14 protein-coding genes are annotated in these 13,773 nt (G+C 37.7%); 4 read left to right on the forward strand and 10 right to left on the reverse strand.

Going from position 1 to position 13,773, the window contains the following annotated elements:
• Positions 1-147 precede the first annotated feature (147 nt).
• Positions 148-561: an exosporium regulatory protein ExsM gene (gene exsM, locus ABH960_RS01470; protein ID WP_002166452.1), complete on the reverse strand. Its 414-nt coding sequence runs from the start codon at positions 559-561 to the stop codon at positions 148-150.
• A gap of 189 nt (positions 562-750) precedes the next feature.
• Here exsM and ABH960_RS01475 point away from each other — a divergent pair, with 189 nt between their 5' ends.
• A complete protein-coding gene (locus ABH960_RS01475; protein WP_404442162.1) occupies positions 751-1,932 on the forward strand; it encodes a chromate transporter in 1,182 nt (393 codons plus the stop codon).
• 41 nt (positions 1,933-1,973) lie between these two features.
• Here ABH960_RS01475 and chbG read toward each other — a convergent pair whose 3' ends face one another.
• The 8 genes from chbG to ABH960_RS01515 form a co-directional block, all read right to left on the reverse strand.
• Entirely contained in the window at positions 1,974-2,678 is a 705-nt protein-coding gene (gene chbG / locus ABH960_RS01480) for a chitin disaccharide deacetylase (RefSeq protein WP_404442165.1), read from the reverse strand.
• Between the two features lie 51 nt (positions 2,679-2,729).
• Positions 2,730-4,055 carry a 6-phospho-beta-glucosidase gene (gene celF / locus ABH960_RS01485; protein ID WP_404442167.1) on the reverse strand — a complete coding sequence of 442 codons (1,326 nt, stop codon included), beginning with the start codon at positions 4,053-4,055 and terminating at the stop codon, positions 2,730-2,732.
• Positions 4,056-4,058: 3 nt separating this feature from the next.
• Positions 4,059-4,382 carry a PTS lactose/cellobiose transporter subunit IIA gene (locus ABH960_RS01490; RefSeq protein WP_000989054.1) on the reverse strand — a complete coding sequence of 108 codons (324 nt, stop codon included), beginning with the start codon at positions 4,380-4,382 and terminating at the stop codon, positions 4,059-4,061.
• A 183-nt stretch (positions 4,383-4,565) separates the two neighbouring features.
• Positions 4,566-5,873, reverse strand: a complete 1,308-nt coding sequence (celB, locus tag ABH960_RS01495; RefSeq protein ID WP_012261997.1) for a PTS cellobiose transporter subunit IIC — start codon at positions 5,871-5,873, stop codon at positions 4,566-4,568.
• A 16-nt stretch (positions 5,874-5,889) separates the two neighbouring features.
• Positions 5,890-6,192 carry a PTS sugar transporter subunit IIB gene (locus ABH960_RS01500; RefSeq protein ID WP_002089627.1) on the reverse strand — a complete coding sequence of 101 codons (303 nt, stop codon included), beginning with the start codon at positions 6,190-6,192 and terminating at the stop codon, positions 5,890-5,892.
• A 309-nt stretch (positions 6,193-6,501) separates the two neighbouring features.
• The gene (locus ABH960_RS01505) at positions 6,502-6,819 is read right to left on the reverse strand and encodes a PTS sugar transporter subunit IIA (RefSeq protein ID WP_002016162.1); all 318 of its coding nucleotides are present in this window, start codon (positions 6,817-6,819) and stop codon (positions 6,502-6,504) included.
• A gap of 9 nt (positions 6,820-6,828) precedes the next feature.
• On the reverse strand, positions 6,829-8,130 hold the full coding sequence (gene celB, locus ABH960_RS01510; protein WP_404442172.1) for a PTS cellobiose transporter subunit IIC: 1,302 nt from the start codon (positions 8,128-8,130) through the stop codon (positions 6,829-6,831).
• Between the two features lie 14 nt (positions 8,131-8,144).
• On the reverse strand, positions 8,145-8,447 hold the full coding sequence (locus ABH960_RS01515) for a PTS sugar transporter subunit IIB (RefSeq protein WP_002089630.1): 303 nt from the start codon (positions 8,445-8,447) through the stop codon (positions 8,145-8,147).
• A gap of 224 nt (positions 8,448-8,671) precedes the next feature.
• Between ABH960_RS01515 and ABH960_RS01520 the strand changes: the two genes are divergently transcribed.
• The 3 genes from ABH960_RS01520 (at position 8,672) to ABH960_RS01530 (ending at position 11,676) form a co-directional block, all read left to right on the forward strand.
• On the forward strand, positions 8,672-9,889 hold the full coding sequence (locus tag ABH960_RS01520; protein ID WP_002139104.1) for a dicarboxylate/amino acid:cation symporter: 1,218 nt from the start codon (positions 8,672-8,674) through the stop codon (positions 9,887-9,889).
• A 206-nt stretch (positions 9,890-10,095) separates the two neighbouring features.
• Positions 10,096-11,253 (forward strand): acyltransferase, encoded by a 1,158-nt coding sequence (locus ABH960_RS01525; RefSeq protein WP_404442176.1) that lies wholly within the window; start codon positions 10,096-10,098, stop codon positions 11,251-11,253.
• A gap of 42 nt (positions 11,254-11,295) precedes the next feature.
• Positions 11,296-11,676, forward strand: coding sequence for a VOC family protein (locus ABH960_RS01530; protein ID WP_219300911.1), 381 nt, complete (start codon positions 11,296-11,298; stop codon positions 11,674-11,676).
• 40 nt (positions 11,677-11,716) lie between these two features.
• Here ABH960_RS01530 and ABH960_RS01535 read toward each other — a convergent pair whose 3' ends face one another.
• Positions 11,717-13,717 (reverse strand): YhgE/Pip family protein, encoded by a 2,001-nt coding sequence (locus tag ABH960_RS01535; protein WP_404442179.1) that lies wholly within the window; start codon positions 13,715-13,717, stop codon positions 11,717-11,719.
• Positions 13,718-13,773: the final 56 nt, after the last annotated feature.

Raw genomic sequence — 13,773 nt, forward strand, 5'->3', positions numbered from 1 at the left:
ATATCAGCGATTTTTTAAATATATCGGCGTAACCCGGATTATATCAGCGATTTTCAAAATATATCGATTTACTGACAATAATCGCTAAAATTTGCACCTTATAGCAGAAAAGGCTGTTCCAAAATGTTTTTTGGACAGCCTTTTCGCTTACTTCTTTACTTCCCTTATTCTCCCCCTTATTTCTCCCTTTTTATTAGATTTCGTATTAACATTTACATATACATTTGCTTGCATTATCTCTTGAAACAAGCTGTCAAATGCTCTCCCCTGTAAAGGCCCTTCAAAATCCTCTACTCTAGCTACACCAGTAACGACTCCTTCATTCACACTAATTCCTTGCTCTAACGGACCAAACAAACTTAAAATAACTGGACCAATTTGATTCGCTTTTCCTAAATGAATTTGGCATGACGTGATTTTTTTTATATTTTTTAATATGACCCGATATTGCAACTTCTTTAAATCTTCACTAAAAATGAGCTCTGTTACACCGTAAGCTTCTGTATTTACAGGAGGTACTTCCCTCTTTCCTGTTAACCTAGCAAAGAAATGTGTTGTCATACGGGCATTCTCCTCATATAAATTTCCCAGCACTACTTCTACTACTTTATGGTTTAGACATAATCATTTATGACTTTTTCAAATTTTAATTACGAAGAAAAGATTCACACAATCTTTACATTAAAATCGTTTCTTTTGCTTTACTCCCTCTTGTATAATGCACTTAGAAAAACAGTCTAGGAGGAAATTTTGAAAAATAATAACTACTCTTTCCAATCATTAATAGAGATTTTTCTCGTATCATTTAAATTAGGACTTACTTCATTTGGTGGTCCCGTCGCCCATCTTGGTTATTTTCATCATGAATACGTGCAAAAAAGAAAATGGATGGATGAACGAAGTTACGGAGACTTAGTAGCACTATGTCAATTCCTTCCTGGCCCTGCTAGCAGCCAAGTCGGTATGGGAGTTGGCTTATTGCGCGGCGGATTATTAGGAGCCATTATTTCATGGATCGGATTCACTCTCCCATCTGTGCTCGTTTTAGTTTTCTTCGCTTCATTTCTTAACCAATTCGAGCTTGGAAGTACTGGCTGGATTCACGGACTGAAACTTGTAGCGGTCGCAATTGTCGCTCATGCAATATGGGGAATGGCTCAAAAGTTAACACCAGACCGAAACCGTGCAACAATCGCAATTGCAACTGCCGCAATCGCCCTATTATGGCCAAGTAGCTGGACACAAGTAATTCTCATTATAGTATCTGGTTTCATCGGTTGGTTTTTATATCGCGATCAACCAGTTAGCCAAGCTCATAAAATAAACGTACCTATTTCAAAAATGGTAGCCATATCTTGTCTCGTCTTATTCTTCGGACTATTAATACTGTTACCGATGTTACGACCATACTCTTATTTCATCTCTTTATTTGACAGCTTCTATCGCTCTGGTGCACTTGTATTTGGCGGAGGGCACGTCGTACTTCCTCTCCTTGAAAGTGAGTTTGTACAAAACGGGATGATGACAAAAGAACAATTTCTAGCTGGATACGGATTAACACAAGCAGTGCCAGGGCCACTATTTACATTCGCTTCTTATATAGGAGCAGTGCTAAATGGAACCGCTGGAGCAGTTGTTGCAACGATCGCTATCTTTCTTCCTGCCTTCCTGCTCGTTGTTGGCGTTTTACCATTTTGGGACAGTGTAAGGAAAGTATCTTACATACAAGGTGCACTACTTGGAGTAAACGCAGCCGTTGTCGGCATTTTACTTGCAGCTTTTTATGATCCAATTTGGACGAGTACAATTATGAATTCTGTAGATTTCGTTTTTGCTTCTCTTCTATTTTGCTTACTCGCTTTTTGGAAAACACCACCTTGGGTTATCGTTATAATCGGGGCCTTCGGTGGATATGTTCTATCCATTTTGTAAGCACAAAAAACGACGGCCCCATTTAGCCGTCGTTTTTTCTATTAAAACTTCACAAGCTCCATTCCCTCAGGCAACTCGCTCTCCGTTAAAATACGCAACTCTTTCACGCGATCCATTACGTAAGAAGAACGCTTCACAAGCGCTGGGTCAATATAAGCTGGATGCACCATAATTTCTACCGTTTGCTCATCCTGTACTCTTTCTTTTAACTTCACAAAGTAATCTTCCGTCACACCGTCAGCGTAAAAGTCACTGTAAAACACATCTGAAAATGGGCGCACCGCTCGCTCTTCTTCACAACGACGAATTGGAACATTATATTTACTTGCTAATCTCTCAAGAACATCGTGTAAAAGCGGTAATCCATGCACGTGATGATGACTATCTAAATGAGTTGGTGTTAATCCGTAAGATAAAAACTTCTCAATTTGAGCAGCCCATTCTTTTTCTACCTCTTCTGGATTTATATTTCCTTCCCATACAACACTTTGTTTATGAAACAATCCATCGCTACTTACAAGTGATGGAACGTCTTTAAGAAGTGGTTCTCCTGCTGTTAATACGAGATGAACTCCTACTCCTAACGTTTTATACTCTTTCGCTAAGCGTACGGCATGCTCTGTCCCTGGCATATTCATCATCATCGTCGTTGAATTTACAATCCCGTTTTTATGTCCATCAATAATTCCGTAATTTGTACCTTCCGTAAGACCGAAATCATCTGCATTTACAATTAGTTTAATCATCGCAATACCTCCTACTAGAATTAAAAAAAGCGGGCTAAACAGCGCCGCTTTTTATTTCTCTATCTTCTTAAAGAATTGTGGAAGATGTTCTTTATGTGCTTCCAACATTTCATCTAAAATTTGTTTTGCAACTTTATCTGATGGTACAAGTGGGTTAATTGTCATAGCAAGCAGCGCTTTATGATAATCCCCTGTAACAGCAGCTTCAATTGTTGTGCGCTCAAATGATTTAATTTGCTGTACTAAACCGCGAACTGGTACCGGAAGATCTCCAACCGCAATTGGTTTTGGACCTTCTTTCGTAATAATACAGTTCACTTCAACAGCCGAATCATGTGGCAAGCTTGCAATTGTTCCGTTGTTTCGTGTATTAACAGGCTGGATATCACCTTTATTATTGTAAATAGACGTAATTAAGCTACATGCTGCGTCACTATAATAAGCTCCACCGCGCTTTTCTAATTGTGGTGGCTTAATATCTAAATTCGGGTCTTTATATAGCTCGAATAAATCATCTTCTAATTGTTTTACTACTTCTGCACGTGTACCTTTTTCAATCGAAGCTGCTTTCTCTTCTTCCAACATTTCACGTGTTTTATAGTAGTAACGATGATATGGACACGGAATTGCACGAAGACCGCGAATAAAGTCTGGCTCCCAGTTAAGCGCAGCAATGTTTTCCATCGTAATTTGCTTTTCTGGATCTGTTACAAGTTCTAATACACGATCCATTACGCTTACGCCATCCAAGTATACATCTAATCCGTATACCATGTGATTTAAACCTGCGAAATCAACGTGTACCCGGCTTGCATCTACTTCAAGTAATCTCGCAAGACCCATACGAATTCCAATTGGAACGTTACACAGACCAACTACTCTTTGAATGTTTGTATAACGAAGGACAGCTTCTGTTACCATACCAGCCGGATTCGCAAAGTTAATTAACCATGCATTCGGACAAAGTTCCTCCATGTCCTTACAAATATCTAAAATAACAGGAATCGTTCTCAGCGCTTTGAACAAACCACCAGGACCATTCGTTTCCTGACCAATTACATCATATTTTAATGGAATTGCTTCATCTTTTGCACGTGCTTCTAACAAACCAACGCGAAGCTGCGTTGTTACGAAGTCAGCATCTTTTAATGCCTCACGGCGATCAAGTGTTAAATGAATATCAATTGGTAAACCTGATTTTTTCACCATACGTTTCGCTAAGTCACCAACGATTTCTAACTTCTCTTTTCCTGCCTCAATATCTATTAACCAAATTTCACGAACAGGAAGCTCGTCATAACGTTTAATAAACCCTTCAATTAACTCTGGTGTATAACTAGAGCCACCGCCGATTGTAGCAATTTTAATTCCATTCATGCTTTATTCCCCTTTCGCTTCTAGCTTTTTATAAAGGTCAATAAATTCTGCCGCTAATTCTTTTACCGTAATAGAATTCATTAAATGATCTTGCGCATGAATTAAAAGAACACTAATCTCTGTTTTTTCCCCTCTTGCTTCTGATTGTATGAGCTCTGTTTGGAAATGATGCGCTTCATTAATCGCTTCTTTCGCCTTTACCATCGCTTCATCAGCCTCTGCCATTTTCCCCTGTTTGGCGAATTGCAGTGCCTCCATTGCAAAGCTTCGTGCATTACCACTATTTAAAATTAATTGGAATGGAATTTGTTCTGCTGTAGTCATCATAATTACCGCCCTCTCTATTATGGTTCAACCGATTTAAATACCCCTTCAGTTTGAACATTTCTATTAAATTATTATTTTATTAATGATAGTTTGGTGTTCTTGTAGATGGGTCTCATCTTTTTGAACATGATATAAAGGTGATTGTTCTCACAGATAATGTTACCTGTGAGAACAATTACTATGTTACATAGGTACAGAGTTGTTATTTCCTTGTGCTGCTGCTTTTTCAGTACGAACAACAGAACGGTCAGATAATACAACGAATGGATAGTAGATTACCATCGCAATTACAAAGTTGAATAACTGTAGAATTGCACCTGAAAGATGTCCACCTGTTACAAGATAACCACTAATAATTGGTGGTGTTGCCCATGGAATCATCACAACTGTTTTTGGTACCCAACCAATAGATAGAGCTGTATAAGAAGTAATTACTAATACAATTGGTGTTAGGATAAACGGTAAGAATAAAATTGGATTTAAAATAATTGGTGTACCAAAGATTACTGGTTCGTTAATATTGAATGCACCTGGTCCAATTGATAAGCGAGATACACCGCGTAATTGTGCACTTTTTGCTACAAGTAATACGACCACTAAGAACGCTAATGTTGCACCAGAACCACCAAGATATACAAAAGTATCAAAGAATGGTTTTGTAATAATGTTTGGAACATCAAATGCAGATGTACCACCTTGGAATAACTTCATATTTTTCTCTAATGCCGGTAAGTATAATGGCTCAATAATACCACCAACGATATTTGGCCCATGTAAACCGAAGAACCAAAGAAGATGAACAAGGAGTACAATGACAATTGCACTTGGTAATGTCCCTGCTAAACTTTGCAGTGGTGATTGAATCGTATTAAAGATAAATTCATGAACACTTGTACCAGCTAATTTCACTGCTAATTGAATACCTGCAACTGCTGTTAAGATAACAAATGCTGGAACTATAGCTGCGAAAGATCTTAAAACTGCTGGTGGTACTCCATCAGGCATTTTAAAAGTAATGTTTCTTTGTACAAAGAAACGGAATACCTCAGTAACAAGGAGTGCCACGATAATTGCTACAAATAGCCCTTGTGCCCCTGTCCAAGCTAAGTTCAATCCGCCTTCTTTCGGTGTTGTTGGCGTAAGAATAATTAACGCACCAAATGAAATAATACCTGCTGACAAACCATCAACGCCGTAAGATTTTGCTAAGTTATAACTTGTTGTAAATGCTATGATTAGTGCTAGAATTGCGAAAGAACCAGTCCACATTCCACCGCCAACTTGTTTCCACGTTTCACCAAACAAACCTTTCATGAACTCTTGGAAAGCTTCAGACGGAAAACCATTAATTAGTGATGCCAATGCACCAACTAAAATAAGTGGCATAACTGCAATAAATCCATCACGGATCGCAGCTAAGTGACGTTGCGATCCGATTTTACCAGCGACAGGAACAATATACTTCTCCATAAATGCAATAAATTTTTGCATTTCGCTTCCCCCCTAATTATTTTTTAAGTGTTAATGCGTGATCTAAAACTGCTTCTCCATTCATCATGCCGTAGTGCATTGAGTTAATAACATCGACTCCAACATTTTTCTCATCGGCAAGCGTTTTCATTGTAGAAAGCATGTAACGAACTTGTGGTCCTAGTAATAATACATCTGCTTGATCGATATTGTTTTTTACTGCATCCCCAGATACAGCCCAAATCTTACCTTCTAGACCACGAGCTTTTGCAGCCGCTTCCATTTTTGTAACTAGTAAACTTGTAGACATCCCTGCTGAACAACATAATAAAATATTCATTTATAAATCCCCCTTGTGTAGTATAAAAATTTTATGTTTTATTTATTTTTCTTTACGCTATTTATTATTGCAATTAGCGTGCCAACTTTTCAAAACGCCTAAAATCAGCGTTTTTTCGAGTGATTTCTTTGTGTGTTACCGCTTTCAATCAGTGTGTCCCCCAGAAAACACACAGTGTGTTATAAAACACCTCACTTTTAACACATAACTGTATGAAAATAGATTAGTGTTTAGTTGTCTAGTTGTGTTTAAACAAAAAAAACACTAAATTATTTTTTAACACATAAAAAAACCTTGCCTAAGCAAGGTTCATTCATCCACCGACATCTTCCTATATAATTCTACAAACTCACTCGCCAATTCCTTCACCGTAATTGCGTTCATTAAATGATCTTGTGCATGCACCATCAAAAGGGTAACTTCGGTTTTTTCCCCGGCAGCCTCTTTCTGTATGAGCTCTGTTTGTAAGCGATGCGCCTCTTGCAATTCATTTAAAGCTTCTTGTAGTTTCGCTTCTGCTTCCTGAAATTCACCGCGCTTTGCACAATCAATTGCTTCCATTGAGCAGCTTCTCGCATTACCACCATGTAAAATTAAGTGAAAAGCTTTCGTCTCTATCGTATCCATTTTAGTTCTTTACTCCCCCTTTTCTTCCGCTACTTTTTGTTTATCCCATATTTTTAAGAACGGTAAGTAAATAAAGAATGCAAGTGCAAAGTTAACAAGTTGTAAAACAACACCTGAAATTTTCCCGCCTGATCCTAAATATCCACTAAAAAGAATAGGTGTCGTCCAAGGTACAGCCGCTCCGCTCGGACGTGCGACCCATCCCCATTCCATTGCAAAGTAAGAAACAATCGTTAACACAACTGGAACCAATATAAATGGAATAAGTAAAATTGGATTCATTACAATCGGCATACCAAAAGTTACCATTTCATTAATATTAAATATACCAGGCGCAATTGACAATCGCCCTAAACTTTTTAATTGCTGACTTCGCGCAAATAGTAACATTCCTACAACTAAAGCGAGTGTTGCACCAGAACCACCCATATAAATCCATAAATCAAAAAACTGTGCGGTAATCGTATTCGGTACATCTTGCCCTGCTTGGAAAGCAACTCGGTTTTGATCCATTAACGACAACCAAACGGGGCTCATTACACCACCAACAATAGTAGCGCCATGAATTCCACAAGACCAAAGAACATGAACGAGAATAACTGCTATTATTGCGCCCCAAAGACTAGCACCAAGTACACTGAGTGGTTCCTGTAAAATTTGCCCCACAATATTATGGATACTGCCAAAAGAAGTATTTTCTATAATTAAGCGCAAAATCCAAATAACCGTTACAACAATAAAACCTGGAACAAGTGCCGCAAATGAACGTGTCACAGCTGGTGGAACTGTCTCCGGCATCTTTATAATCATCTTTTTTTGTACAATAAACCGATAAAGTTCAGTAGATATAATTGCAATAATCATCGCTACAAATAAACCTTGGCTTCCCATTAGCGCCGCTGGGATTGCTCCATCTACAATCACACTTTCCTTCGTGCTTGGTATAATATATGCAACTTGAAATGGAGTTGCAAGCAAGAAGGTTACAAGCGATAATGCACCAGATGCTAAAGCATCTACTTTATAATACTCACCAAGTCTGTAAGCGATTCCAAAAACAGCTATTAAAGCCATTATATTAAAAGTTGCACTAACTGGATACCCTAAAGCTCTCTGCCAATTCTCACCAAATAAACCTGCCATAAAATCATTATATCCTGGTATTGGTAATGCACTAATAATAAGGAAAAATGATCCAATAATTAAGAAAGGCATCGTTAAAACAATTCCATCACGAATCGCTTGCAAATGCCTCTGCTCTGCAACCTTCCCTGCCACTGGCATCACATATTTCTCTAAAAACTTTATCATCTATCCCACTCTCCTCATGGTTTCATGGACAAAGCTGCTTGTAAGATAGCCTCTCCATTACAAAGTCCGTAATGGACGGATTGAATGACATCAACAGGTATTCCCTTCTCCTTACATAATTCTTTCATTTTCGGTAATAAATAACGTACTTGCGGTCCAAGTAAAAGTACATCTGCAGTATCAATATGATTTCGCACTTCTGAACCTGATACTGCCCAAATCTTTACCTGGATCCCTCTTGCCTCTGCTGCTTTCTCCATTTTTGTAACAATCAAACTGGAAGACATTCCCGCTGCACAGCAAAGTAAAATATTCATCTCGCTCCCCTCCCCCTTTTTCCAAACCTAAGTTATGGTGTAGCCCTTGCCACCACTAGGTTACAAATATATATGTCTAGATTTCTAACTGTATGCCGAGCTTAAAAACAAAAATTTCTCGGTTTTCACGCTATTCCATCTATCCGTATTTTCCTAGTAAAGAAGTCTCTAACTCGCTATAATGATTCAGTATGATTTTTTATAATCGATAGGAGGATATATTTATGAAGGCATATCGCTTTCCGCTTATTTTATTATCTTCTATCCTAATTGGTGGTTTCATTGGTTATTTCATGGGTGCCGATGCAGTTGCTTTAAAGCCGCTTGGTGACATTTTCTTAAACTTAATGTTTACGATTGTTGTACCGTTAGTGTTCTTTAGCATCGCGTCATCTATTGCTAATATGGATGGATTAAAACGTTTCGGTAAAATTATGTCTAGTATGGCTGGAACTTTCTTATTTACAAGTATTTTAGCTGCTATTTTTATGATTATTATCGTGAAAGTATTCCCGCCAGCACAAGGTGTTGTATTAGAACTAACGCAGCCTGATAAAGCTGAAAAAGCAGTTAGTGTTGCTGATCAAATTGTTGGTATCATAACAGTATCAGACTTTTCAAAGTTACTATCTCGCGAGAACATGTTAGCTCTTATTTTCTTCTCTATCTTAATGGGGGTTGCAACTTCAGCAGTTGGTGAAAAAGGGAAACCATTCGCTACATTCCTACAAGCTGGTGCAGAAATTTCAATGAAAGTTGTATCTTTCATTATGTACTACGCTCCAATCGGACTAGCTGCCTACTTCGCAGCATTAGTTGGTGAATTCGGACCACAACTTCTTGGAACTTACTTCCGAGCAGCAATGGTATACTATCCAGCTTCTCTTATTTACTTCTTTGTATTCTTTACATTCTATGCGTACCTTGCAGGTCGCAAACAAGGTGTACAAGTATTTTGGAAGAACATGGTCTCTCCTACAGTTACATCACTTGCAACTTGTAGTAGTGCCGCAAGTATTCCATCGAACTTAGAAGCAACGAAGAAAATGGGTATTTCTTCTGACGTTCGTGAAACAGTTGTCCTTCTTGGATCTACACTTCATAAAGACGGATCTGTTTTAGGCGGGGTATTAAAAATTGCTTTCTTATTCGGTATTTTCAACATGGAATTCGAAGGACCGAAAACATTAGCAATCGCACTTGTCGTTTCTCTATTAGTAGGAACAGTAATGGGTGCTATTCCAGGCGGCGGTATGATTGGGGAAATGTTAATCGTTTCTCTATACGGATTCCCACCAGAAGCATTGCCAATTATCGCAGCAATTAGTACAATCATCGATCCTCCTGCAACAGTGTTAAACGTAACAGGAGATAACGCTTGTGCCGTAATGACAGCTCGCCTTGTAGAAGGTAAAAACTGGATCAAAAATAAATTTGCTTAATATATAGAAAGAGGATGCTCCTAACAAGCATCCTCTTTTTTGTTGTGATAGATATATTGGAATAATCGTTGATATATTTAAAGTTGTGATACATATATTTCGAAATAATCCATTCCGCCACAAATTTGTTATAATCTTCACAAATACTCCACATCCATTATCCATTCTCCGTACTATAATCATGTATGGAAAAGGAGATGGATACAATGACTCAAAGCGCACCAGAATTCAAAGTTTTGCAAAGCATTGCATTTCTTGCTGTCGTTTTGCAAAGTTCCTTATTATATACAATGAATCAAGGAAATGTCTTACTCGAGCAATCCCTCATTATGGGCATGCTATTTAATCTTGCAAAATTTTCAGCACCTGCATTCATATTTATCGTCGGCTTCCATTTAATTCGGCAATATACGAAGAAACTCGTTTATACAGAGTATATTTATGAAAAATCCACACATTTACTCATCCCTTATTTCTTTTGGTCTATTCTTTATCTATTAACAACAAACGATGTCATTACACTACAAGGCGGAATACAAAGTTTATTACTCGGAACAGCTGCACCTCATCTTTGGTACGTTATTATGATGTTCCAAATTCACTTATTGTTCCCGTTACTATGCACACTATTTTATTGGTTTCAAAAACGAACAGAAAATAAAAAAGACATATATAAATATATGACCATTTTCGCTTGTCTATATTTCTTCTTAATGTGGTATTCTTCTCACTACATTTTTAATGGAGAGAAACTGACTAGTTCAACCATTTTACATTATACAGATCGTTCCTTCTTCTTCTACTCATTCTATTTCGTCATGGGAGGAATAGCTGCTGTATCATTAAAAACTTGGCGTATATTTGTCATGAAACATATTCCGCTTATCACAATACTATTTTTCATCTTATTTTTATTCATCAATTATGAGTTATTTAGTTTTTACGGCGCCAATTCTATTCATTTAACGGTTTCTACTTATTTAAAACCGTCCATGTTTTTATATATTGTTTGTGAAATTATGATACTGTACGTGTTATCTATTACAATTGTACAGCGACGTGGTTTCTTATATAAAGCTTTACGCTTTATCGGGAATTACACGTATGGCGCTTATTTAGCTCATTTTTTCTTCTTACAACTATGTACAAAATTTCTTTCTTTATTTACATTGCAAGAAAACACAATATTATATAGCCTATTATTATTTATACTAACGGCCACATTCTCTATTTTAGCAATGGTCATTGGTAGCATACTACCATTTCACACGTGGGTTACAGGGCCTTCCCCTACGACAAATATGAAATGGGCGAAGATTGCCATTCGGAAAAATCATGAAAAAGTATTTAAACCATATATTTGATATAATAGTATTCCATACAAGAAAAGAAAGTAGGACACACCTATGATTAATCAAATTGGACAAATTATGTTATATGTAAATAACCAAGATGAATCAGTACAATTTTGGACAGAAACAGTAGGATTCCAAATCGTTGCGGAAGAAAATAACGGTCAAGGATTTCGCTGGATTGAAATTGCGCCGGCAAAAGAAGCTGGAACAAGCATCGTCCTTCACGATAAGGCGTTAATTGCGAAGATGCAACCTGAATTAAACTTAAATACACCTTCACTTATGTTCTTCTCTAATAACTTAGATCAACTGTATAAAGATCTTTCTGAGAAAAACGTTACAGTTGGACAAGTTGTAGATTTACCTACTGGTAGAGCATTCAACTTTGCTGATAATGAAAATAATTACTTTGCGGTAATGGAACGTAAATAAAAAAGAAGCTATCCTAAAAAAACGGATAGCTTCTTTCATTTTAAGAAACTTGTTCTGCATTCGTTTCCCTATGCTGTATATGGCTCGTGATCCAAGCAATTCCGCCAGCAACAACGAGATAGCATAATAAAATTAAAATCTGCATTCGTAATTGCGACCAATCTCCTAAAGAGATAACATCTTGTAATCCTCTAAGAGAATGAGACATTGGGAGAAACTGTCCAATTTTGCTAAGAACAGCTATATTTAATTCTCCTGGGAAAGTCCCCCCGCTCGTCGCTAATTGCAGGACGAGAAGCGTTACTGCTAAGAACTTTCCAACAAGACCAAATACCGTTACTAGCATAAGAATAAATGTCATGAACGTAAAGGAAATAACGATACTTGATAAAACAAAGAGTGGCACACTTGCAACTTCTAATTTCATAACTCCTAGCACAGCCACATCCACAAGTAATGCTTGAATAAGTCCAATTAAATATACCAATCCTAGTTTATTAATAAAATGTACTGTTCCGCTTACCTTCATATTTTGTCTACGGCCAAGAGGTAAAATATTCGATGCCATAATTCCGCCAACATAAAATGCCAGTGATAAAAAGTATGGTGCAATACCTGAACCGTAGTTAGGCACATCAGAAACTGTCGACTTCACTAATTGAACCGGCTCTGAGAACATCGTATTGCGTGCATCATCATTGCGAACATCCGCTATCTTCTCTGCGCCCTCTCCCAATTTCGTAGAAAGTTCTTTCGCACCATCGTCAAGTTTAACAAGTCCGTTCGTTAACTTATCAGCCCCATGATTCAGCTCTGTTCCGCCACTCGCAAGGTGATTTACACCTTCTTGTAATGATGTAAATCCATTTCCCCACTTCGTAAATCCATCAGCTAAATTCGAAGTACCATCTGCTATCTTTTTCGTTCCAGCGGTAGCTTCGTTTAACTTAACTCCGAATGTATTCATGCCTTCCTCAATCTTATGCTGACCATCAGTAAGCTTCCGCGCACCTTGTGTCAATTGTTGTTGGCTATTATTTAAAGTGTTTGTTGCTTTAGCTAATCCGTTAGAAGTAGCAATGATCTTTTGAAAAGCAGGATCTTGCTGCACTTCTGGATGACTTTTCACGTACTCTTCTAATTGTTGTTTTACACTATTTGCTGCATTGTCCGCTTTCACTTGCCCTTCAGCAAGTTTCTCACTTCCGTTCACCCATTCATTTGTACCAGCACTTAATTCACTAACTCCTGATTGTAAAGACTTCTCACCTTGTGCTAGCAGCTCCATACCATTATGAAGTGATGTCGCTCCTTGACTAAGCTCATTTGCTCCCCAAGTTAAGGCCGATTGACTAGAGGCAAGCTTATCACTTCCTTCTTTTAACTTCACTGTTCCATCATTTAAACGATGAATACCATCTACAAGCTGATTCGCCCCATTTTTCGCATCCGTCGTTCCTTCGTGCAACTTCTCAGCGCCATTTCTTGCATCACCCAACCCTTGTGCCAAATCTTGAAACTTTGAAAAGACACCTTCTGTATAAGATTTCGTAATACTATTTGAAATTTTTGTTTTCATATTTTCAACAGCTGTCGTTCCAATTTGAGCTGCTACAAAGTTTTTCCCTGGATTTACTTTGTACTGCAGCCTCGCCGGCTCTGGTTTCTCATCCATTAGTGTACTTACCTTTTTAGAGAACTCCTCCGGAATCGTAACCACCATATAATACTTATCTTCTTTTAGCCCTTCATCAGCATCTTTTTCTGATACGAAATGAAACGCCAATTCCTTATTCTCTTTTAAATTTTTAACAAAATCGTCTCCAGCCTGGATTGTTTTTTCATCCATCACAGCACCCTTATCTAAATTAACAACTGCAACAGGTAATTTATCTAATTTTCCGTACGGATCCCAATATCCAGCTAAGAAGAATCCTGAATAAATTAAAGGAACGATTAATAAAAAAATTAAAGCGATACGTCCATGTTTATGGTTCCACATCGCCTTCCAATCTTTAAATATAAGTTGAATTCCCTTCATGAAACATACTCCTTCTCCTAATTTAACACCCTTCGAATGGTTTAACAGATTTACTA

Source organism: Bacillus sp. RC252 (genome assembly GCF_044909215.1).
Taxonomy (GTDB): domain Bacteria; phylum Bacillota; class Bacilli; order Bacillales; family Bacillaceae_G; genus Bacillus_A; species Bacillus_A mycoides.